This is a genomic window from Aeromonas encheleia, assembly GCF_900637545.1.
GTDB classification, from domain to species: domain Bacteria; phylum Pseudomonadota; class Gammaproteobacteria; order Enterobacterales; family Aeromonadaceae; genus Aeromonas; species Aeromonas encheleia.
In genome coordinates, this window is the sequence record NZ_LR134376.1 from 759378 (window position 1) to 779827 (window position 20450).

Genomic DNA, 20450 nt, shown 5'->3' on the forward strand with positions numbered 1-20450 from the left:
CAACCTGTGACTCACTCTCACCCACTCCGGCTTCGGCCGGAGTGGGTGTTCAGCCATGAAAGGAAATGTCGATGCCCGTTGAACGTTTGGTTGCCGCCCGCTGTGCCGATCCCTTCTCCCATCTAGGCCTGCTGGCTAACCCGGATGGACCAGGCCTGAAACTGACCGCCTGGTTGCCCGATGCCCTCGAGGTTCGCGTCCAGGATCTCAAGTCCGGCAAGCTCGTTGCCACCCTGACTGCCGCCGATGAAGCGGGCCTTTTTGAAACTGTTTTCACCCGTCGCAAGAACCCCTTCCCTTATCAGCTGATCGCCAGCTACCCCGATGCCAGCACCGAGTGTGTCGACCCCTATCAGTTTCAGGCTGCCGCCTGGGAGGGACTGGCGGAGCTGACGTTCCAGCCGGAAAACCTCTATCACACCCTGGGCGCCCAACTGCGCACCGTGGAGCACCTCGGCCAGCGGGTGGAGGGGGTGCGCTTCGCCGTCTATGCGCCGAGTGCCACTGCGGTGAGCCTGATCGGCGACTTCAACTTCTGGGACGGTCGCCGCCACCCGATGCAGCGCAGCCAGTGTGGTCACTGGGTGCTGTTCGTACCCGGCCTCAAGGCGGGGGATCGCTACAAGTTTGAGCTCAAGGATCCGGCCGGCCATCGGCTGCCCCACAAGAGCGATCCGGTCGGCTTCTACTGCGAGCAGTATCCGTCCTTCGCCTCCGTCATCTATGACCACGAGCAGTACGGCTGGCAGGATGCCGCCTGGCGCGAGAGCCAGCGCACCGACAAGCGGGAGCAGCCGCTCTCCATCTATGAGCTGCACGTGGGCTCCTGGAAGCGTCATCCCAACGGCGACAGCCTGAGCTGGCGCGAGCTGGCGGTGGAGCTGGTCCACTACGTCACCGAGATGGGGTATACCCATATCGAGTTGATGCCGGTCTCCGAGCACCCCTTCAGCGGCTCCTGGGGCTACCAGCCGGTGGGCATGTTCTCGCCCACCAGTCGCTACGGCAGCGCCGATGACTTCAAGTATTTCGTCGACCAGTGCCACCAGGCCGGCATCGGTGTGATCCTGGACTGGGTGCCGGCCCACTTCCCGTCGGATGCCCACGGCCTTGCCCGTTTCGACGGCACGCCGCTCTACGAGTACGAGGATCCGCGCCGTGGCTGGCACCCGGACTGGAACTCCTACATCTACGATTTCGGTCGCAACAATGTGCGCCAGTTCCTGGTGGCGAGCGCCCTGTTCTGGCTCGACAAGTTCCACATCGATGGCCTGCGGGTGGATGCGGTCGCCTCCATGCTCTACCTGGACTACTCCCGCAATGCCGGCGAGTGGGTGCCGAACGTCGACGGTGGCAACCACAACTACGAGGCGATCAGCCTGCTGAAGTGGACCAACGAAGAGGTGTACGGCAAGTATCCCCACACCATGACCATCGCCGAGGAGTCCACCGCCTTCGCCGGCGTCTCCCGCCCCACCTTCCTCGGCGGGCTGGGGTTTGGCTTCAAGTGGAATATGGGCTGGATGCACGACACCCTGAGCTACATGCAGAAGGAGCCGGTGTATCGCCGCTATCACCACAACGACATGACCTTCTCCATGGTGTATCACTATGACGAGAACTTCATCCTGCCGCTGTCCCACGACGAGGTGGTGCACGGCAAGCACTCCCTGCTCTACAAGATGCCGGGGGACGAGTGGCAGCAGGCCGCCAACCTGCGCGCCTACATGGGCTTCATGTACGGTCATCCCGGCAAGAAGCTCAACTTCATGGGCACCGAGATAGCCCAGAGCAACGAGTGGAATCACGACGCCCAGCTGCCCTGGCACCTGCTGCAGTATCCCAAGCACGGCGGCCAGCAGCGGCTGATCCGCGATCTCAACCGGCTCTATCGTCATGAAGTTGCCTTGTATCAGGGCGATTATGAACAGCGCGGCTTCCGCTGGCTGGATCACAACGATGCGGACAACAGCGTCTTCGCCTGGCTGCGGGCCGACAAGCAGGGCGCTAATCCCATCATGGTGGCCTGCAACTTCACGCCGGTGCCGCGCCTCGCCTATCGGCTCGGGGTGCCGGCGGCGGGCCACTATCGGGTGGTGCTCAATACCGACAGCGAGCATTACTGGGGCAGTAACTATGATGTGGGTCTGACCTTCGTCGCCGAGCCGACCCCCTGGCAGGGGATGGCGCAGAGCATAGTGCTGGATCTGCCGCCGCTCGCGACCTTGTTCATCAAACAGGAGTCCTGATGTTTGCAATGGAAAAAGGGCAGGACCACCCGTTGGGGGCCCTGCTCGACGAGACAGGTTGTCACTTCTGCATCTGGGCGCCCCAATCGGACAAGGTGGAACTCTGCCTGTTCGACGAGCAGGAGCAGGAGCTCGCCCGGCTGGCCCTGCCCGGCCGGCGTGGCCAATACCGGTTCGGCTATGTGCGCGGCGTCAAGGCCGGCCAGCGCTACGGCTACCGGGTCCATGGCGCGCCCCAGGAGGGCATGCTGTTCGATCCCGAGAAGCTGTTGATCGACCCCTACGCCAAGGCGCTCAGCCGGGCGACCCACTGGGATGACAAGCTCTATCAGGGGGACAGCGCGGCCATGGTGGCCAAGTCGGTGGTGGTGGCTGACGACTTCGACTGGCAGGGGGTCGGCAAGCCCGGCATCCCGCCGGAGCGCGTCGTCATCTACGAGACCCACGTCAAGGGCTTCACCCGCCAGCACCCGGGCGTGCCGGCGGCGCTGCGCGGCAGCTACCTCGGCATCAGCCATCCGCTGATGATCGAGCACCTCAGCTCCCTCGGCATCACCTCGGTGCAGCTGATGCCGGTGGCCGCCTTCATGTCCGAGCCGAGGCTCGAACAGCTGGGGCTCACCAATTATTGGGGCTACAACCCCATCGCCTTCTTCGCCCCCGAGCCGCGCTATGGAACGGGGGAGGCGGTGACCGAGTTCAAGACCATGGTGCGCGAGCTGCACCGGGCCGGGCTCGAGGTGATACTGGACGTGGTCTACAACCACACCGCCGAATCCGGCTTCGATGGCCCGGTGCTGTCGCTCAAGGGCTTCGACAACGCGGGCTATTACGCCTTCGAGGCGGGCGCCCATGGCCCCGACTACCACCGTCACGCCAACGTGACCGGCTGTGGCAACAGCGTCAACCTGGATCATCCCAACAGCCTGCGGCTGGTGCTGGATGCCCTGCGCTACTGGGTCACCGAGATGCAGGTGGACGGCTTCCGCTTCGATCTGGCGGTCACCCTGGCGCGGGAGGCGGGGGAGTTCGATCCCATGAGCGCCTTCTTCAAGGCCATGATGGCGGATCCCGTGCTGGCACGGGTCAAGCTGATTGCCGAGCCCTGGGACATAGGCCCCTTCGGCTACCGGCTTGGCCAGTTCCCGAGCCAGTGGCTGGAGATCAACGACCGCTATCGCGATACAGTGCGCGCCTTCTGGCGCGGGGACGCGGGCAAGATGGGGGATCTGGCCACCCGGCTGGTGGGATCGCGGGATCTGTTCCCGAAGAACTGGCGCGCCCCCCATACCAGCGTCAACTACCTCTGCTATCACGACGGCTTCACCCTGGAGGATCTGGTCTCCTACAACCAGCGCCACAATCAGGCCAATGGCGAGGACAACAGAGACGGCCACGGCAACAACCTCTCCTCCAACCATGGCGTCGAGGGGCCGACGCTGGATCCCAGGATCAACAACCTGCGCCAGCAGCAGAAGCGCAACCTCATCGCCACCCTGTTGCTCTCCCAGGGCACTCCGCACTTCCTGGCCGGGGACGAGATGGGTCGCAGCCAGCTTGGCAACAACAACGCCTACTGCCAGGACAACCAGATAAGCTGGGTCAATTGGCAGTGGCGGCCGGAGGATGAGCGGCTGCTCGCCTTCACCCAGCAGATGATGGCGTTGCGGGCCGAGTCCGGGGTCTTCTCCAACCTGCAGCTGAGCGACGACAGCTGGAATGGCACTGCCACCAGCTGTCATAGGGTCAACTGGTACCATCCCGATGGCCATCAGCTGACGGATCAGGACTGGCACTCCCCCATGGGCCAGGCATTCGCCATGGACATCGGCATGATCGACTGCGAGGGGGAGCGCTGGTATGTGCTGTTCAACGCCAGCGACTACGACATCCAGTTCCGGCTGCCACCGCCCGGGGAGGGGCTGGAGTGGATCCAGACCATAGACACAGCCACCAACGATGGCCTGCCCTTCCTGCCCGACGACATCAAGCGGCAGGTGACGGTGGGACGCGCCCACTCCCTCAAGTTGCTGGAGCGGGTCGCCCTGTCGGCGGCGACCCTGGCCAAGGAAGGGGTGGTGGCCGTGCCGGATGTTGCCGTCTTGTTGCCAACGGGATCACAGTTCCCGCTGGCGGGGTAGAGTCGGGGCGTCCGAGTGGGTATGCTGGGCGCCGTGATAAATGGCAAGGAGTCAGTATGAGCGGCAACAATCCCGAGCAATGGCGCAATCGACTGAGCGCCGAGCAGTTTCATGTCTGCTGGGAGAAGGGCACAGAGCGCCCCTACAGCGGCGCCCTGCTCCATAACCGCAAGAGCGGTGACTACCTCTGCGTCTGCTGCAAGAGCGTGCTGTTTCACTCGGATGCGAAGTTTGACTCGGGCTGTGGCTGGCCCTCGTTCGACAAGGCCATCGAGGGCACAGTGACCTACACCGAGGATGGCAGCCACGGCATGAAACGGGTGGAGATCACCTGCAGCCAGTGCGGCTCCCACCTCGGCCACGTCTTCCCCGACGGACCGACCGAGACCGGCCAGCGCTACTGCATCAACAGCCTGAGTCTGGACTTCGAGCCCGACCCCGAGTAAGCCATCAGGATGCGAAACAACAACGGCGCCTCTTTGCGAAGAGGCGCCGTTATTTTATGGGGCTGGCGTGATGGCCGCGCAGGCCGGCGGGTCAGATCTGCAGCAGGGCGGCGCCGACCAGCAGTCCGGCGAGCGCCAGTATGGGCAGCCTGATGACGCGCAGCAGATAGAAGGCGATGGCGGCGAGCGCCAGATCGGCCGGTGCCAGCACGGCGCTCTGCCACACCGGCTGATAGAGGGCGGCCAGCAGCAGCCCCACCACGGCGGCGTTGATGCCGGCCACGGCCCCCGCCAGCCTGGGGTGGGCCAGCCAGCTCTGCCAGCAGGGGCCCAGGGCCCACAGCAGCAAAAAGCCCGGCAAAAATAGTGCGAGGGTTGCCAGCAGGGCGCCCGCCAGCGGCGTGGCGGGCAACAGCTGGGCGCCGAGGTAGCTGGCCAGGGTGAACATGGGGCCGGGCACCAGCTGGGCCAGGCCATAGCCGGTCAGGAATTGCTGCTGGCTGAGGCTGTGGCCGACGCTCTCCTGCAACAGCGGCAGCACCACGTGGCCGCCGCCAAACACCAGACTGCCCGCTCGATAGAAGTCGGCGACCAGCTGGCTGGCGGGACCCTGGGCCAGCAGCGGCAGGCCGACAAACAGCAGGGCAAACAGCAGCAGGGTCGGCCAGTGGGGGGCGCGACGGGCTTGTGGCGCCGCAGGAGAGGCGCCGACCGCCTCCCGCTGGGCGCAGAGCAGGGCCGCCCCCAAAAGCATACCCAGCTGGGTCAGCAGGCCGGGCTGCCACCAGAGGGCGGCGGCGGTCGCCACCATGACCCCCTGTTGCAGCACCGTCTTGCAGAACTGGCGGCTCATGGTGAGCACGGCATCGGCCACCACCACCAGCGCCAGCAGCTTGAGGCCGTGCAGGGCCCCATCCAGCCAGAGGTTATTGCTTAGCTGGCCCACGCCGATGGCGGCGACCAGCAACAGCAGGAAAGAGGGCAGGGTGAAGCCGATGAAGGCGGCGAGCGCTCCCCCAAGGCCCGCCCGGTGGCGGCCGATGGCGAAGCCGAGTTGGCTGGAGGCGGGGCCGGGCAACAGTTGGCACAGGGCCAGCAACTGGGCAAACTCGGCCTGGCTGAGCCAGCCAAGCCGCGTGACTAAGGTGCGCTGGAAATAGCCAATGTGGGCGGCGGGCCCGCCGAAGCTGATACAACCCAACCACAGAAATTGAATGAATACCTGCCCCACCTCGTCACTCCCTGTTCGTCATCATCGACACCGGGGGATGATATGACAAAGCGGTGACTCTTTTATGACAAATCGGGGTGTGCTGCAGGCAGATAGCAGTGCCCGGCCAGCCAGCAGGCGATGGTCACTCTGTCGGCTGGCCTGGTTGTGGCAGATAGCAGCGCCCGGCCAGCCAGCAGGCTATCGATTGGCGACTGGCATCGAAGTGGGGCTCGGGCAGCTCGCGGGGATCGCACCAGCGCCAGCCCTCGCATTTTTCCGGCTCCAGCAGCTGCGGCTCGCCCTCCACCTCGGCCAGCAGGGTGACCGAGACGTAGTGCAGCCCGCTCTCCCGCCAAGTCTCCAGGTTGTTGGTGACGGCGATGACGCTGGGGCTGGTGATGACGAAGCCCGTTTCTTCGGCCACCTCCCGGATCGCGGCCGACTCGAAGCTCTCCCCCAGCTCCAGATGACCGCCGGCGATGGACCAGTAGGGGGCATGGCTGCCCTTGCGCTTGCCGAGCAGCACCTGGCCCTTGGCATTGGTCAAGATAACGCCGACACCGACGCGAGGATAAGGGGTGGAAGACATACGAGAGGCTCCTTGCTGGGACGAGATTTCACCATAAAAACGGGCCCACCTTAGGTCGGATGGGCCCGTTGTGCAAGTCGTCCGCGAGTCGGGGCGGGGGAGTTAATCCAGTCTGTTCAACTGCTTGCCACAGTGGCACCTTCGGCAGGGGCAAGGGATGCTGGCCGCGACCGTGCGGCTCCCGCGGCCGGTGGCGGGCTTAGAGCCTGACCAGCATCTTGCCGGTGTTGCGTCCCTCGAACAGCCCGATGAAGGCCTGGGGCATGCTGGCCAGCCCCTCGCTGACGGTCTCCTCGGCCTGCAGGGTGCCCGCCTCGAAGGCGGGGATGGCCTCGGCCAGGAAGTCACCATAGTGCTGCCAGTGATCGGAGACCAGCAGCCCCTGCATCAGGATGCGCTTGCGGATTATTTGGGAGAGATTGCGCGGCCCGCTCGCCCCCCCCTCGCTGTTGTACTGATCGATGAGGCCGCACAGCACGATGCGCCCGTGCAGGGCCATGTGGTTGAGGGCCGCCTCCAGCATGGCGCCGCCCACGTTCTCGAAGTAGACATGGATCCCTTCCGGGGCGAGCCTGGCCAGCTCGGCATCGAGATCCGGCGTCGCCCGGTAGTTGATCACGGCATCGGCGCCCAGCGTCTCGAGGTAGGCGACCTTGTCGGCCGAGCCGGTGGAACCTATCACGCGAGCCCCGGCTCGCTTGGCGAGCTGCACCGCCATGGTGCCGACCGCGCCTGAGGCGGCCGAGACCAGCAGGGTCTCACCGGCCTGCAGGCGGGCGACCTTGTGCAAGCCCGCCCAGGCGGTCATGCCCGGCATGCCGAGGGCGCCGAGGAAGAGCTGGGCCGGCAAGCCGGTCTTGGGCAGGCGGGTGAGCTGCGCGGCATTGGCGACGAAGCTATCCCGCCAGCCCTGCATGCTGCTGACCCTGTCCCCTGCGGCGAAGTCGGGGTGGCGCGAGGCCAGCACGGTGCCGATGGCGCCGCCGTCGAGGGGGCCGTTGAGCGGGAAGGGGGGCACATAGCTCTTGGCCTCGCTCATGCGGCCGCGCATGTAAGGATCCACCGACAGCCACTGGTTGGCGACCAGCACCTCAGCCTCCTGCAACTCGGGCAGCGGGACCTCTCTCAGGGCGAAGTCGGCGGGGGTGGGCAGGCCGCTCGGGCGACGCAGCAGTTGGATCTGATGACTGAGCTGACTCATGGTATTTCCTCCAGTGGGGGGCCGCTCGGCGACAGTGGATCACACTGCCCACCTGGGCGATGGCCCGGGTACGACAGGGCGTTTGCAGATCGGGCTCGCCGACTTGCTTTGTGTGCAAATTAAAACCAGACTAGTCCCGAATGCGCGTGTTGACAACTGTTTTGCGTGCAAATTATTCGGCCCCCCAGGGTCCTGGGGTATACTGGGCCCACTTGCCAACGAGGTGCCTCATGAGTGAATTGAAAAAGCAGGTCTGTTTTGCCCTCTACAGCGCCTCCAATGCGGTGATGCGTGCCTACCGGCCGCTGCTGGACAGACTGGATCTCACCTACACCCAGTATCTGGTGATGCTGTCGCTCTGGCGACGGGACGATGTCAGCCTCAAGGAAATAGGCCAGGAGACCGGGCTGGATGCGGGCACCCTGACCCCCATCGTCAAGCGCCTGGAGAGCAAGGGCTGGCTGACCCGGGCCGTCTCCCTCGAGGATGAGCGGCAAAAATGCATCTGCCTGACCGAGGCGGGGCGTCAGCTACAACAGGAGGTCAGTGCCTGCTGCCTGGCAGACAACTTGCGTAACCAACTGGATCTGGACGATGCTGAGCTGGCCCAGCTCAAGCAGCTCTGCGATCGTCTCGCGGCGCAGCTGGGACGCTGAATCCCCCATGCCCAGGAGCCCTATGATGAAACCCTTGCTTCCTCTGCTCGTGTTGTTGCTGAGCGCCTGTACCAACGGTGCTCACCCGCCTTCCTCCCTGGAGATCGATGATGCTGACGCCTGGCAGGCCATCTGCAAGGACGGCGTCCGGGTTCGGGCGATCACAGATGAGGGGATCTGTGCGGATCATCGCGGCGTGGCCATGTGGATGAATAAGCCAAGAGCCGAGCGAATGGCAGAGAAAGCCGCCAAATAGTGTGACCCAGGCACCATAAAATGACAGAACCGGCCCCTTGGCCGGTTTTTTTCGCGATCTCGCCTGCACTTTGCCACCTTGTTCATGGTGCGCTCATTGTTCTCTTCCCATACTGGCCCCACAGTTTCAAAGAGAGGAGAAGCAAGATGCAGTCATCCATCGTCGGGCTCTCCATTCTGTGGGGGCTGGCCAGTTTTGGTGTTCAGGGGGATTTCATCGAGAGCCGTGATTCCGTTGCGCCGTCCTGGCAAGCCGAGTCCAGAGTGGAGATGGAAGGTTATCTGATAGAGTCGTTGGGAGAGGATCGCTGGTTGTTCGACAACGGCAGCGAGAGCCTGCTGGTCTCCCTGCCTGAGGGGCAATGGGTCCCTGCCGGTGAGCGGCTGCGATTGAGCGGCGAGCCCCAGCAGGAGCAGGCCGGCTGGCTGCTGCAAGTGCAGGATATCAGCCAGGTTGCCGTCTGATCCCGGTCAAAGCATGACAGTCGATGAATAGAAAAGAGGAGGCCCAGGCCTCCTCTTTGCATGCTGACGCTGCCGTGCCTGAGCGCAGCGGCTGGCGGTTAACCCAGATGATTCAGCGGCAGCGCCGTCTTGTGCTTGATACGGCGCAGCACGAAGCTGGAGCGCACGCCGGTCACGCCCGGGATGTGGGTCAGCTTGTCCAGCAGGAAGTGCTGGTAGTGCTCCATGTCCCGCACCACCACCTTGAGCTGGTAGTCGGCGTCATTGCCAGTGATGAGGTCGCACTCCAGCACCTCGGGCAGCTCCCTGATGGCGGTATCGAAGTTCTCGAACCGCTCCGGGGTGTGCCTGTCCATGGAGATGTGGATGTAGGCGGTGAGCGTGAGCCCCAGCTGGCGGGCGTTGAGCAGGGTGACATGGGTATCGATGAGACCGGCATCCTCCAGCGCCTTGACCCGGCGCGAGCAGGGGGAGGGGGAGAGGCCGACCAGCTCGGCCAGCTCCAGGTTGCTGATGCGACCATTCTCCTGCATCAACTCCAGAATGTGCCTGTCTATACGATCAAGTTTCAGCATTCTCCATTCCTCGTTGCAATTAATAATTCACTTTTCCTAGATTAAGGGTGAACTATTGCAAAAACAACTGAAAATACCTGCTACTTCGCAACCACTCACCGGGACGGGAGGGATATGATGGTTGCATCTTCCGGTGGCAAGACAGATACCCAACCAGGTCTCTGTGGTGAAGGACCTTACCGGGTCACCCGCCCCATCAGCCGTCCGACCTTATCGGGAAGCGACGGGCTGGAATGAGAGCACCCCCTCCCCGAAGGCAACAAAGCAGGCATCCCGGCGCCTGCTTTGTTGTTTCTGGCGTTCAGCCCCTCAGGACGACGGAGTGATGCGATGTTGTTGTCGGCGTTCGGCCCGTCAGGATCCCGGGGTGATGCGATGCTGTTGTTGGCGTCCGGCCCCTCAGGACCCCGGGGTGATGCGATAGAGACAGCGCCGATCGCCGTCCAGCAGATACTGTTCCCGCTCCACCCTGGCCGGCGCCAGCAACTGGCGAAACAGCGCCAGCTCGCTGCGGCAGAATCCCCGGCAGGCCTGCGCCGCGGCGCAGATGGGGCAATGACTCTCCCACCATAACCAGCTGCCATCCTCCTCCTGGCGCATGTCCGCCATATAGCCTTCCCGGGTGCGCAGCTCCTTCAAGCCCGCCAGTCGATCGGCCAGCGCCGGCTGGATCAGCTGTGCCTGATAGCGGCCCAGCTGTTGCTGCTCCCGCTGCTGGATCAGGCGCTCCATGCCGACCTCGCCAAACAGCTGCTGGATGTTGTCGATAAGCTGCAGGGTCAGCTCGCTGTGGCTGTCGGGGAAGCGCTGCCAGGCCTGCTCGGTCAGGTGCCAGAGCCGCACCGGGCGACCACGACCACGGGCCTCGTCATTGAATCCAATCCAGCCTTCGGCCTCCAGCGCGATCAGGTGCTGGCGGGCGCCCATGGAGGTCATCTGCAGCTGCTCGCCGAGCGCGGCCGCGCTCTGGGGGCCATGGGTCTTGAGCAGGAACAGGATTTTATCGGTGCTGGCGTTCATTCGGTGGCTCTCGTTATCGACAGGCGTGCTCTGGGGGATCTATGGCATCTCGAGCAGGAACAGGATCTTGTCGGTGCTGGCGTTCATTCGGTGGCTCTCGTTATCGACAGGCGTGCTCTGGGGGATCTATGGCATCTCGAGCAGTAACAGGATCTTGTCGGTGCTGGCGTTCATTCGGTGGCTCTCGTTATCGACAGGCGTGCTCTGGGGGATCTATGGCATCTCGAGCAGGAACAGGATCTTGTCGGTACTGGCGTTCATTCGGTGACTCTCGTTATCGACAGGCGCGCTAAGGATCCAGGGTATCGGAAGAGGATCTTGTCGGTGCCGGTGTTTATGGGGTCATTATGGATAGCGGGCTCATTTAAATCAATAATTCACTTTACTTAATAATGCGCCTTGCTCAGTATAAATAAACTAATGAATTTATTTAATGAGGCTGACATGGATGGGATCAAGGGAAGGGCGACCCTCTGGGTATTGGTGATGACGGTGATACTGGCTATAGCGGGCTTCAGCCTGCCGTCGCCCGTGCTGGCGCCGCTGATGCTGGATCCGGCCCAGGGGATGCTGACGGCGGAGGCGTCGGACTGGAGTCGCAAGGTGTGGCTCGGGGTCATCATGGGGCTCTATCCGCTGTTCCAGTTGCTGGGGGCCCCCTGGCTGGGGCGACTGTCCGATCGCTATGGCCGCAAGCCCATACTGCTCGTCTGCCTGGTCGGCGTGCTGGCCGGTTATGCCCTGATGGCACTGGGGATCGCCTGGCGTTCCCTGCCGTTGCTGCTGCTGAGCCGGGTGCTGGAGGGCTTCTTCAACGGCGACATCGCCATAGTGCAGGCGATGGCGGCCGACATGAGCACCACCAGGACCAAGGCGCGCAACTTCGCCAGGATCAACATCGGCATGAACCTGGGCTGGGTGCTGGGCCCCATGATAGGGGGCTATGCCGCCGTAATGTCGGGGGATTACAGCCTGGCGGCCTGGTTGGCGGTGGCCATGACGGCGGGCAACCTGCTGCTGGTGCTCTGGCTGATCCCCAATCGGCCACCGGTGCCGCCAGCGCAGGAGCTGGAGCCCCTCTCGACCCGCCAGCTGCTGGTGCAACCCCGCCTGCTGCCCTACTTTGTGCTGACCCTGCTCAGCTACGGGGCTGTGCAGCTCTATTTCAGCTACTTCAACGTCTGGTTGGTGGAGCGGCTGGCCTGGGATCCGGTGCAACTGGCCCAGGGGGCGGTGCTGGTGAGTGTGCCCATGATGCTGGGTTCCTGGCTGGGGGCGCTGCTCGCCCGCCACTGGCGTGGCAGCAGCCTGGGGATAGTCGGTCATCTGTTGATGGCGGCGGGCATGCTGATGTTCGTGCTGCCGGGCCAGTGGTGGGGGCTGGCGCTCACCTTCATCCCGGCCGGCATCGGCATGAGCCTGGGGGAGCTGGCCACCTCGGTTGCCGTCTCCAACCGCAGCCACCCCCAGCAGCAGGGGCAGGCGATGGGGCTCTACCGCGGGCTGGCGGTGGGCAGCGAGATCCTGGCGGTGCTGGTGGGCAGCCTGGTGCTGTTGGTAGGCACCGAGTGGCCCTTCTATCTGGCAACGATCTTCGGGCTGATCTGTGCCCTCGGCTTCTATGGGCTGCGCCGGGCGGCGGATCGGCGTGAACGGGTGGCCGCCTGCGCCGAGCCGGGCTGAGCCCGGGCGGGACTGGATCACAGATCGGCGGCGGGGCGGCAGGCGGGACTTGCATCGTGGCGCCGACTCTGGGACGGTATGACTCTTTGCTCCGCCCTGCCTCGCGCTGAGCCGAGCCGGTATCAGGACATAGAACGAAATGGCGCTGCTTTGTGCCAGCGCACGTTGGAGGAGATATGAGTCATTACCAGGCCATCGCACTGGATATGGATGGCACCCTGCTGACCCGGGATCACAAGATCTCGTCCGCGACCCGGGCCGCCCTGGCCCAGGCGCGAGCCCACGGCATCAAGGTGCTGCTGGTGACGGGTCGCCACTTCATGACGGCGCGCCCCGTTCACCATGAGCTGGCGCTCGATACCCCCATCATCTGCAGCAACGGCGCCTACCTCTACGATCCGGCGCAAGACAGGATCCTGGCCGGCGATCCGCTGGCGGTGGCCCCGCTCACGGCGCTGCTGGCCGAGGTCGAGGCGCAGCAGATGGAGGCGCAGTTCCACCTCGACGACGGCATAGGTTACATCGGCTGCGACGAGTATGTTGCCCGGATACAGCGCCGGTCGGATGACCTGCCGGCGCACCTCAAGATCTCCCTGCTGCCGGCCCAGGATCTGGCCGCCTGGCTGCAAAGGCCCATCTGGAAGCTGGAGCTGTTCAGTCAGGATCCGAGCCGCCTGCACCGCTTCGTGAGCGAGGTGGTGCAGGGACTGCCCTTTACCCAGGATTGGGCGGCCCCCTACGCGGTCGAGCTGGTGCAGCCCGGTTGCAGCAAGGGCAACCGGCTGGCCCAGTGGGCCGCGAGCGAGGGGATAGCGATGGAGAACGTGGTGGCCTTTGGCGACAACAACAACGACATCAGCATGTTCGAGCAGGTCGGGCTGGCGGTGGCCATGGGCAATGCCGCCCCCCAGATCCAGGCCCATGCGGACCGGGTGACCGCGGATCACAACGAGGATGGCATAGCGCTGGCGCTGCAGCGCTGGGTGCTGCCGTCCTAAGAGGCCGCGGGTTGAGGGGAGGGGACGCCTCCCCCGAGGCTCAGCTCCCGAAGGAGAACTGGATCACCCGATCCGGGAAGCGGATCCGGTTGTAGTCGCGGCGCACTCCCTCGTAATGGCGGATGGCGCGATCGCGCTGGGCGCGGTAGTAGTCCCGCTGCTTGCTGTCACTCTCATTGCGGATCTGCTGATCCAGCTGGTTGATGGTCCGTTCGGTCTGCTCCAGATCGCGCTGGAGCTCGCCGAGCCGCTGCTCCAGCAGGAACTCCTTGCGGCCGCGCTCGAACTGGGTGAGGAAAGTCGTGTCATGGGGGCAGACCCCCAGGTATTCGTTCCCCTCCCGCCCCTTGCTGTAGGCCAGCTCGGGGATGCAGTAGAGCTCCAGCCCCTTGGCGTAGCCTCGCTTCCACTCTGCCTCGTCCACCTTGAGACCATATTCGCCGCAGCTTTTCGCGTAGTCGCGGGTGGCCGCCCGGGTCTTGCCCTGCTCACCATCCTGATAGCCCAGGTTGTACCAGCTCATGGCGCGGCACTCCTCCTCCGACAGCGAACTGCAGCCGGCGAGCAGGAAAGGCAGGGTCAGTAACAGGATCTTGGGGGACATGGGATGGGCTCCGGACGGGATGATACCGGCATTCTAGAGAGGAAGCGGGGGCAGGACAAGGGCTGGCAGTGCGCCGTGCCAGTCTCGCCATCATGATGTTTTTATCAGTATTTTCAATCTGTTGCAGCCGTGGCGCCGGCAACCTTTTCTTGCCGGGGGAGGCAGGGTAAACTGCGCCTACTTTTAACTGGCACGTAACAAAAACAATGAAAGTCCTGACCGTCGATTATCGCTCGCCCGATGCGGCCCAACGCTTCACCGAATCCCTGCGCACCACCGGCTTCGGGGTCTTGACCCACCACCCCATCCCCAGGGAGCTGGTGCAGTCCATCTATGACAACTGGTATCGCTTCTTCATGAGCGAGCAGAAGCAGGATTTCCTGTTCAACCGCGAGACCCAGGATGGCTACTTCCCGCCGTCGGTGTCCGAGGTGGCCAAGGGCAACACCCAGAAGGATCTCAAGGAGTACTTCCACCTCTACCCCTGGGGTCTGATGCCGGAAGAGCTCAGGGCCCAGGCGATGGAGTACTACCGCCTCGCCAACGATCTGGCCGCCGAGCTGCTCTCCTGGGTGGAGCAATACACCCCGAGCGATATCGCCGCCCACTACAGCTGCCCGCTCTCCTCCATGATCGAAGAGAGCCAGAAGACCCTGCTGCGGGTGCTGCACTATCCGCCGTTCGACGGCACCGAGGCGCCGGGCGCCATCCGTGCCGCCGCCCACGAGGACATCAACCTGCTGACCATACTGCCCGCCGCCAACGAGCCGGGCCTGCAGGTGAAGGGCTCGGATGGCGAGTGGATGGACGTGCCCTGCGACTTTGGCACCCTGATCATCAACATAGGTGACATGCTGCAGGAGGCCTCCCACGGCTACTATCCCTCCACCACCCACCGCGTCATCAACCCGACCGGCGGCAGTGCCAGCAAGTCCCGCATCTCATTGCCGCTGTTCCTCCATCCGCGCCCGGACGTGGTGCTCTCCGAGCGTCACACCGCCCACAGCTACCTGATGGAGCGGCTGCGGGAGTTGGGAGTCATCTAGTCGCCCGCGCAGTAGCGACCAGCATAAAAACCGGAGCAAAAACGCTCCGGTTTTTATTGGTTGGCAGGATTGCGCGTATAACCGAATTTTATTGGTTATTGATGCCAATAAATCGTTTTTAAGCCAGATAAGCGTCGTTGTGATTGCGCGGTCTCGACCGTACTCTGAGCGCCATTCCGGGCCCCTGTGGCGGGCCCATCGATTGGAGTTCTTATGAAGCAGTCCCAATGGTCATCCCGGCTCGGTTATATCCTGGCCGCCGCAGGCTCGGCGGTCGGTCTCGGCGCCATCTGGAAGTTCCCCTATGTGACCGCCGCCAACGGTGGCGGCGCCTTCCTGCTGGTGTTCCTGCTGTTCAGCTTCACCCTGGGGGGGGCGGTGCTGATGGGGGAGACCCTGCTCGGCAGCCTGAGCCGGCGCGGGGTGGTGGGGGCCTTCGAGGCGCTGCTGGGCAAACGCTGGCGCTGGGTCGGTGCCATGGGCCTGCTGTGCAGCCTGCTCATCTTCAGCTTCTACAGCGTGGTGGGCGGCTGGACACTTGGTTACACCGGCATGGCGCTGGCGGGTAGCCTGCAACACGGAGATGGCGCGGCGCTGACCGCCCGCTTTAACGACTACGTCGGCGATCCGCTCTGGCCTGTGCTGACCCATCTGCTGTTTGCCGCCCTCACCTGGTGGTTCGTGCGGGGCGGGGTACAGCAGGGGGTGGAGCGCACCCTGCGCTGGATGATGCCGGCCCTGTTCATCATGATGCTGCTGCTGGTGGTGTTCGGCCTCACCCTGCCCAATGCCATGGCCGGGGTGCGCCACTTCCTGATGCCCGACTTCAGCAAGCTCGGCATGTCCGGGGTGCTCGATGCCATGGGGCTGGCCTTCTTCTCCCTCTCCATCGGGCTCGGCATCCACACCACCTATGGCGCCTATCTGCCGAGCAGCGACGGCGTGGGCCGCTCCAGCCTCTGGGTGGTGCTGCTGGCCAGCCTGATCGCCGTGCTGGCGGGACTGATGATCTTCCCGGTGCTGGCGGCGACCGGCATCGATCCCGCCGCCGGCCCCGGCCTCACCTTTATGACCATGCCGGCGGTGTTCCAGCAGTTGCCGTTCGGCCAGGGGCTGGCGGTGGTGTTCTTCGCCCTGCTGGTGGTGGCGGCGCTCTCCTCGGCCATCTCGCTGCTGGAGCACCTGCAGTGCTTCGTTTGCGAGAGCCTGGGCTGGTCGCGGCGGGCGGCCTGCAGCCTGATCACCGCGCTGGTGATGGCAGGCGGCATCCCGGTCAGCCTGTCGTTCGGCCCCTGGGCCGAGGTGACCCTGTTTGGCAAGAACATCTTCGAGCTGCTGGATTTTGTCACCTCTAACCTGCTGATGCCGCTGTTCGGGCTGGCCCTCACCCTGTTGCTGGGCTGGCGGCTGGGTCGCAAGGCCCTGCCCCAGGGGTTGGCGCCGCACTGGCGTGGCCTGGTGATGGGCTGCTGGCGCTGGCTGGCGCCGCTGCTGATCGGCGGCATCCTGGTGCGGGGGCTGCTGTAACCCGGCTTGGGGCAGGCTGGTCTATAGGCCCGTTTGCCCTCTGGTGGCCAGGGTCGCCGCCAGGGGGGCAGGCCATCCCAGGTGACGGTATTGACTGCATCGAAAAATCCATAAAACGGCTGATATTGAAATTTAAATTTATAAAATGCAGATATTTTTGATCAATATTCTGTTTTATGGAGAGACAGGGAGGATTGGCTGTCAACTTCTCTTGCCGTGGTTTAGGCTGTGGCTCCATTTTTGCGCTCGAGTCACCCGCCCTATGTCACCCCTCATCGCCCGATCTGGCCGATTTTTTAGCTCGCAAGAGAGGTGACCTTGCACGCGCAGTCTGTCTGAATGTTCATTGCAAAGGTCGCCGCCAGGCGGCCTTTTTTGTTGCGACCCAGGTTGCACTCACCCATGGAGTATCGATTCGATGTTGTCTTCCCCGGAGGTTGTATGAGCCAGGTTCAGTGGTCTTCCCGTCTCGGTCATGTGCTGGCGGCGGCCGGCACGGCCATCGGCCTCGGCGCCATCTGGAAGTTTCCCTATGTGACCGCCACCAACGGCGGTGGCGCCTTCCTGCTGGTGTTCCTGCTGTTCAGCTTCACCCTGGGGGTGGCGGTGCTGGTGGGGGAGACCCTGCTCGGCAGCCGTAGCCAGCGCGGGGTGCTCGGCGCCTTCAACCGGCTGGTGGGGCCGAACTGGCGCTGGATGGGCTACATGGGGATACTGTGCGGCTTCTTCATCTACAGCTTCTACAGCGTGGTCGGCGGCTGGACCGTGGGCTATGCGGCGCTGGCGGTGATGGGCAAGCTCAACCTGAGCGAGGGTTCGGCGCTGACCGCCCTGTTCAACGGCTATGTCAGTGATCCCTGGTGGCCGGTGCTGACCCATCTGGTGTTCGCCGGGCTCACCTGGTGGTTTGTGCAGGGGGGCATCCAGAAGGGGGTGGAGCGGGCGCTGCGCTGGATGATGCCGGCCCTGTTCATCATGATGTTGCTGCTGGTGGCGGTGGGGCTCTCCATGCCGGGCTCCATGGCCGGGGTGCGCCAGCTGCTGCTGCCGGACTTCTCCATGCTGACTGGCCAGAGCGTGCTGGATGCGCTGGGGTTGGCCTTCTTCTCCCTCTCCATTGGCCTGGGGGTGCACACCACCTATGGCGCCTACCTGCCCAATAGCGAAGGTGTGCTGCGCTCCGGGGTCTGGGTGGTGACGCTGGCGAGCCTCATCTCGGTGCTGGCGGGGCTGATGATCTTCCCGGCGCTGGCTTCCACGGGCATTGACCCGACTGCCGGGCCAGGGCTCACCTTTATGACCATGCCCGCGGTGTTCAGCCACCTGCCGTTCGGCCAGGGGCTGGGGGTGGTGTTCTTCCTGTTGCTGCTGGTGGCGGCGCTCTCCTCCTCCATCTCCATGCTGGAGCACCTGGTGCGCTTCACCACCGAGGAGTGGGGCTGGTCCCGTCGTGGCGCCTGCCGGGTGCTGACCCTGCTGATCATGGCCTCCGGCATTCCGGTCAGCCTGTCGTTCGGTCCCTGGAGCGAGCTGACCCTGTTTGGCAAGACTATTTTCGATCTGCTCGACTACCTCACCTCCAACCTGATGATGCCGCTGTTCGGCCTGGTGCTGACCCTGCTGCTGGGCTGGCGACTGGGAGACAGCATCTTGCCCGCCGGCCTGTCACCCGTGCTGCGGTTCTGCCTGCTCTGGTGCTGGCGACTGGTGGCGCCGCTATTGATCGGCGGAATCCTGGTGCGGGGCCTGTTCTGACCCCGAGTCGATCGGGTTGCGGATAGCCAGAAGGCGCGGGTGACTGGTGATGTCATTGCCGATCGCCGGGATCCTGGTGCGGGGTCTGTTCTAAGGTCGGCTGGCAAACAGGGACAATAAACACAAGGGGTTGGCCACTGGCCAACCCCTTGTCACATCTGCCCGCGGTGCGGTTATTGCAGACCGGGCCCCATGGCCGAGAAGCGGCAGTCAGACTGATAGAGGCGGCGGCGACCCTGGTGGTCATCCGCCTGCCAGACCAGATCGAGTTGACCGAGGCGGCCGAGGTGGCGCAGCTCGAACTCGTAGCGCAGGCAGGGATTATCCAGGGGCAGCCGGGCCATGCCGGTCGGCAGGCGATAACGATAGCGCAGCAGGGGGCCGTCCAGCAGCTGGCTCTGCTCTGGCACCAGCCCTTCCGCGGTCGGGGCGGGGGCGCTCAGGTAGCGGCGCAGGGCGGCGGGGGCATCGATGGCTTGCTGGTAATGGAGCCCGTTCATGGCGGCCAGCTCCTCCTCCAGCCGCTCCAGCTCACCCTCCAGCCCGCTCAGGGTCTGGCCCAGTTGCTGATGGGCGGGCGAGGCGCAGCCCCCCAGCAGCAGGGTCAGCAACAACAGGGTGGCGCGGGGTGGGAACATGAAGACTCCTTTATAGCAAGGGATTGGTCGGCGGCGCGGCGCGCAGCAGGCTGGCGAGCCGCTCCAACCCCTCGGCGACCCGGGAGTCGGTGGCGGGCTGGCTGAGGCTGAGGCGTACCCCCTGGGGGGCGGCAAACTGGCCGGCAGCAAAGTGTTCCCCGCTGGCCACCCCGACGTCAAGGGCGTTGGCCGCCTCGGCGAACTCCTGGCTGCGCCAGGGCTCGGGCAGCGGCAGCCAGGCGTGCATGGAGCCCGCCTGCCAGCGGGCGCCCGGCAGCAGGTGGCGCAGCAGCTCGCCACGGCGCGCCAGGATGCGTCTCTGCTGCTCGATGAGCGGCATGATCTGGCGCTGGCTCACCAGCTTGCAGGCCAGCTCGATTAGCAGCGGGCTCACCATCCAGCTCGACAGCCGCATCGCCTGGGCGAAGCCGTTGCGCAGGGCCGGCGGGGTCAGCACGAAGCCGACCCGCAGCCCGCCACAGGCGATCTTGGCCAGGCTGCCGAGGTAGATGACCCGCTCCGGCGCCAGGTTGACCAGGGGCGGGAGCGGGATCTCGGGCAGCAGGCCGTTGACGTCGTCCTCGATGATCAGCAGATCGTGGCGGCGGGCGATGGCGACTATGGCCTCGCGCCGCGCCAGGCTCATGATGGCGGTGGTGGGGTTCTGCAGGGTAGGGGTCAGATAGAGCAACTTGGCCCGCCGCTGGCGGCAGGCGGCATCCAGGGCCGCGGGGATCAGTCCCTCCTCGTCCATGGGCAGGCCCACCACCTGGTTCTTCAGCTGGCGGGCATTGCCCAGCATGCCGGGGTAGCTGAGCCCCTCGCACAAAATGGTCTCCCCCACGCAGCCGGTGGCCAGCAACGCCAGCATGATGCCGTGCTGGGCGCCGTGGCTGAACAGCAGCCGCTCCTCGTTGCCGTTGATCCCCTGCTCGGCCAGCCAGTCGACAAACAGCTGCCGCTGCGGGAGCCGTCCCGCCTCCTTGTCATAGCCGAGCAGGCCGTTGAGATCGCCGTCCGCGAGTTCGGTCAGTATGGGCCTGATGATGGCGGCCCGATCCAGCTGGACCGGCAGGTTCTGCCACAGCTCGATGCGGTGATTGTCCTCGTTGCGGATCACCCATTCGTTGGCCGGATCGGTGCCCGCCTCCTTGACCCAGGTGCCGTGGCCCACCCTGGCGGCCAGCAGGCCGCGCCGCTCGGCCTCGGCGTAGGCGCGGGTGATGGTACCGACCGTCACCCCCAGCCGGTCCGCCAGCGCCCTGTGGGTCGGCAGTCGGGTCTGGGGGGGCAGGGTGCCATCGGCGATGGCCTGCTCTATGGCCTTGACCAGTTTCAGGTAGAGGGGCCCCTCGAAGGGGGCGAGGTCCGGAGTCCAGATTGTCATGG

At 64.6% G+C, this 20450-nt stretch carries 19 protein-coding genes; 11 read left to right on the forward strand and 8 right to left on the reverse strand.

Annotation, left to right across the window (positions count from 1 at the left end; genetic code table 11):
* Positions 1–71: 71 nt before the first annotated feature.
* The 3 genes from glgB to msrB are packed head-to-tail and all read left to right on the forward strand — an operon-like array spanning position 72 to position 4836.
* Positions 72–2249 carry a 1,4-alpha-glucan branching protein GlgB gene (gene glgB / locus EL255_RS03680; RefSeq protein ID WP_042651296.1) on the forward strand — a complete coding sequence of 726 codons (2178 nt, stop codon included), beginning with the start codon at positions 72–74 and terminating at the stop codon, positions 2247–2249.
* Positions 2249–4390, forward strand: coding sequence for a glycogen debranching protein GlgX (gene glgX, locus EL255_RS03685; RefSeq protein WP_042651295.1), 2142 nt, complete (start codon positions 2249–2251; stop codon positions 4388–4390). Before glgB ends, glgX begins: the two co-directional genes overlap by 1 nt.
* A 56-nt stretch (positions 4391–4446) precedes the next feature.
* Positions 4447–4836 carry a peptide-methionine (R)-S-oxide reductase MsrB gene (gene msrB / locus EL255_RS03690; RefSeq protein ID WP_042651294.1) on the forward strand — a complete coding sequence of 130 codons (390 nt, stop codon included), beginning with the start codon at positions 4447–4449 and terminating at the stop codon, positions 4834–4836.
* Between the two features lie 91 nt (positions 4837–4927).
* Here msrB and chrA read toward each other — a convergent pair whose 3' ends face one another.
* The 3 genes from chrA to EL255_RS03705 all read right to left on the reverse strand — a co-directional run bounded on the left by chrA (position 4928) and on the right by EL255_RS03705 (position 7839).
* Positions 4928–6067, reverse strand: a complete 1140-nt coding sequence (chrA, locus tag EL255_RS03695) for a chromate efflux transporter (protein ID WP_042651293.1) — start codon at positions 6065–6067, stop codon at positions 4928–4930.
* Positions 6068–6191: 124 nt separating this feature from the next.
* Complete coding sequence (locus EL255_RS03700) at positions 6192–6638, reverse strand: nucleotide triphosphate diphosphatase NUDT15 (RefSeq protein WP_042651292.1); 447 nt, start codon at positions 6636–6638, stop codon at positions 6192–6194.
* A 199-nt stretch (positions 6639–6837) separates the two neighbouring features.
* Positions 6838–7839, reverse strand: a complete 1002-nt coding sequence (locus EL255_RS03705) for an NADP-dependent oxidoreductase (protein ID WP_042651291.1) — start codon at positions 7837–7839, stop codon at positions 6838–6840.
* A gap of 230 nt (positions 7840–8069) precedes the next feature.
* Between EL255_RS03705 and EL255_RS03710 the strand changes: the two genes are divergently transcribed.
* From EL255_RS03710 to EL255_RS03720, 3 genes are all read left to right on the forward strand, one after another.
* On the forward strand, positions 8070–8495 hold the full coding sequence (locus EL255_RS03710; RefSeq protein WP_042651290.1) for a MarR family winged helix-turn-helix transcriptional regulator: 426 nt from the start codon (positions 8070–8072) through the stop codon (positions 8493–8495).
* A 25-nt stretch (positions 8496–8520) separates the two neighbouring features.
* Complete coding sequence (locus EL255_RS03715) at positions 8521–8751, forward strand: hypothetical protein (protein WP_042651301.1); 231 nt, start codon at positions 8521–8523, stop codon at positions 8749–8751.
* 146 nt (positions 8752–8897) lie between these two features.
* Positions 8898–9215 (forward strand): hypothetical protein, encoded by a 318-nt coding sequence (locus tag EL255_RS03720; RefSeq protein ID WP_042651289.1) that lies wholly within the window; start codon positions 8898–8900, stop codon positions 9213–9215.
* Positions 9216–9313: 98 nt separating this feature from the next.
* On the opposite strand, the gene EL255_RS03725 is transcribed toward EL255_RS03720, so the two are convergent.
* Positions 9314–9790, reverse strand: coding sequence for an Lrp/AsnC family transcriptional regulator (locus tag EL255_RS03725; RefSeq protein ID WP_042651288.1), 477 nt, complete (start codon positions 9788–9790; stop codon positions 9314–9316).
* 399 nt (positions 9791–10189) lie between these two features.
* On the reverse strand, positions 10190–10810 hold the full coding sequence (locus tag EL255_RS03730; RefSeq protein ID WP_042651287.1) for a helix-turn-helix transcriptional regulator: 621 nt from the start codon (positions 10808–10810) through the stop codon (positions 10190–10192).
* Positions 10811–11254: 444 nt separating this feature from the next.
* Between EL255_RS03730 and EL255_RS03735 the strand changes: the two genes are divergently transcribed.
* Positions 11255–12493 carry an MFS transporter gene (locus tag EL255_RS03735; RefSeq protein WP_042651285.1) on the forward strand — a complete coding sequence of 413 codons (1239 nt, stop codon included), beginning with the start codon at positions 11255–11257 and terminating at the stop codon, positions 12491–12493.
* 176 nt (positions 12494–12669) lie between these two features.
* On the forward strand, positions 12670–13491 hold the full coding sequence (locus tag EL255_RS03740; RefSeq protein WP_042651284.1) for a Cof-type HAD-IIB family hydrolase: 822 nt from the start codon (positions 12670–12672) through the stop codon (positions 13489–13491).
* A gap of 40 nt (positions 13492–13531) precedes the next feature.
* Here EL255_RS03740 and EL255_RS03745 read toward each other — a convergent pair whose 3' ends face one another.
* Positions 13532–14095 carry a DUF2799 domain-containing protein gene (locus tag EL255_RS03745; protein ID WP_042651283.1) on the reverse strand — a complete coding sequence of 188 codons (564 nt, stop codon included), beginning with the start codon at positions 14093–14095 and terminating at the stop codon, positions 13532–13534.
* A 206-nt stretch (positions 14096–14301) separates the two neighbouring features.
* On the opposite strand from EL255_RS03745, the gene EL255_RS03750 reads away from it, so the two are divergent.
* From EL255_RS03750 to EL255_RS03760, 3 genes are all read left to right on the forward strand, one after another.
* A complete protein-coding gene (locus EL255_RS03750; protein WP_042651282.1) occupies positions 14302–15141 on the forward strand; it encodes an isopenicillin N synthase family dioxygenase in 840 nt (279 codons plus the stop codon).
* Positions 15142–15354: 213 nt separating this feature from the next.
* Entirely contained in the window at positions 15355–16668 is a 1314-nt protein-coding gene (locus EL255_RS03755) for a sodium-dependent transporter (protein ID WP_042651281.1), read from the forward strand.
* A 441-nt stretch (positions 16669–17109) separates the two neighbouring features.
* Positions 17110–18423, forward strand: coding sequence for a sodium-dependent transporter (locus EL255_RS03760; RefSeq protein WP_042651280.1), 1314 nt, complete (start codon positions 17110–17112; stop codon positions 18421–18423).
* 173 nt (positions 18424–18596) lie between these two features.
* On the opposite strand, the gene EL255_RS03765 is transcribed toward EL255_RS03760, so the two are convergent.
* The gene (locus tag EL255_RS03765) at positions 18597–19061 is read right to left on the reverse strand and encodes a hypothetical protein (RefSeq protein ID WP_126623261.1); all 465 of its coding nucleotides are present in this window, start codon (positions 19059–19061) and stop codon (positions 18597–18599) included.
* Positions 19062–19071: 10 nt separating this feature from the next.
* A complete protein-coding gene (locus tag EL255_RS03770) occupies positions 19072–20448 on the reverse strand; it encodes an aminotransferase-like domain-containing protein (RefSeq protein WP_126623262.1) in 1377 nt (458 codons plus the stop codon).
* Positions 20449–20450: the final 2 nt, after the last annotated feature.

Coding starts and splice junctions, on each gene's coding strand:
- glgB (WP_042651296.1), top strand. CDS start 72: ATGCCCGTTGAACGTTTGGTTGCCGCCCGCTGTGCCGATCCCTTCTCC.
- glgX (WP_042651295.1), top strand. CDS start 2,249: ATGTTTGCAATGGAAAAAGGGCAGGACCACCCGTTGGGGGCCCTGCTC.
- msrB (WP_042651294.1), top strand. CDS start 4,447: ATGAGCGGCAACAATCCCGAGCAATGGCGCAATCGACTGAGCGCCGAG.
- EL255_RS03700 (WP_042651292.1), bottom strand. CDS start 6,638: ATGTCTTCCACCCCTTATCCTCGCGTCGGTGTCGGCGTTATCTTGACC.
- EL255_RS03705 (WP_042651291.1), bottom strand. CDS start 7,839: ATGAGTCAGCTCAGTCATCAGATCCAACTGCTGCGTCGCCCGAGCGGC.
- EL255_RS03710 (WP_042651290.1), top strand. CDS start 8,070: ATGAGTGAATTGAAAAAGCAGGTCTGTTTTGCCCTCTACAGCGCCTCC.
- EL255_RS03715 (WP_042651301.1), top strand. CDS start 8,521: ATGAAACCCTTGCTTCCTCTGCTCGTGTTGTTGCTGAGCGCCTGTACC.
- EL255_RS03720 (WP_042651289.1), top strand. CDS start 8,898: ATGCAGTCATCCATCGTCGGGCTCTCCATTCTGTGGGGGCTGGCCAGT.
- EL255_RS03725 (WP_042651288.1), bottom strand. CDS start 9,790: ATGCTGAAACTTGATCGTATAGACAGGCACATTCTGGAGTTGATGCAG.
- EL255_RS03730 (WP_042651287.1), bottom strand. CDS start 10,810: ATGAACGCCAGCACCGATAAAATCCTGTTCCTGCTCAAGACCCATGGC.
- EL255_RS03735 (WP_042651285.1), top strand. CDS start 11,255: ATGGATGGGATCAAGGGAAGGGCGACCCTCTGGGTATTGGTGATGACG.
- EL255_RS03740 (WP_042651284.1), top strand. CDS start 12,670: ATGAGTCATTACCAGGCCATCGCACTGGATATGGATGGCACCCTGCTG.
- EL255_RS03745 (WP_042651283.1), bottom strand. CDS start 14,095: ATGTCCCCCAAGATCCTGTTACTGACCCTGCCTTTCCTGCTCGCCGGC.
- EL255_RS03750 (WP_042651282.1), top strand. CDS start 14,302: ATGAAAGTCCTGACCGTCGATTATCGCTCGCCCGATGCGGCCCAACGC.
- EL255_RS03755 (WP_042651281.1), top strand. CDS start 15,355: ATGAAGCAGTCCCAATGGTCATCCCGGCTCGGTTATATCCTGGCCGCC.
- EL255_RS03760 (WP_042651280.1), top strand. CDS start 17,110: ATGAGCCAGGTTCAGTGGTCTTCCCGTCTCGGTCATGTGCTGGCGGCG.
- EL255_RS03765 (WP_126623261.1), bottom strand. CDS start 19,061: ATGTTCCCACCCCGCGCCACCCTGTTGTTGCTGACCCTGCTGCTGGGG.
- EL255_RS03770 (WP_126623262.1), bottom strand. CDS start 20,448: ATGACAATCTGGACTCCGGACCTCGCCCCCTTCGAGGGGCCCCTCTAC.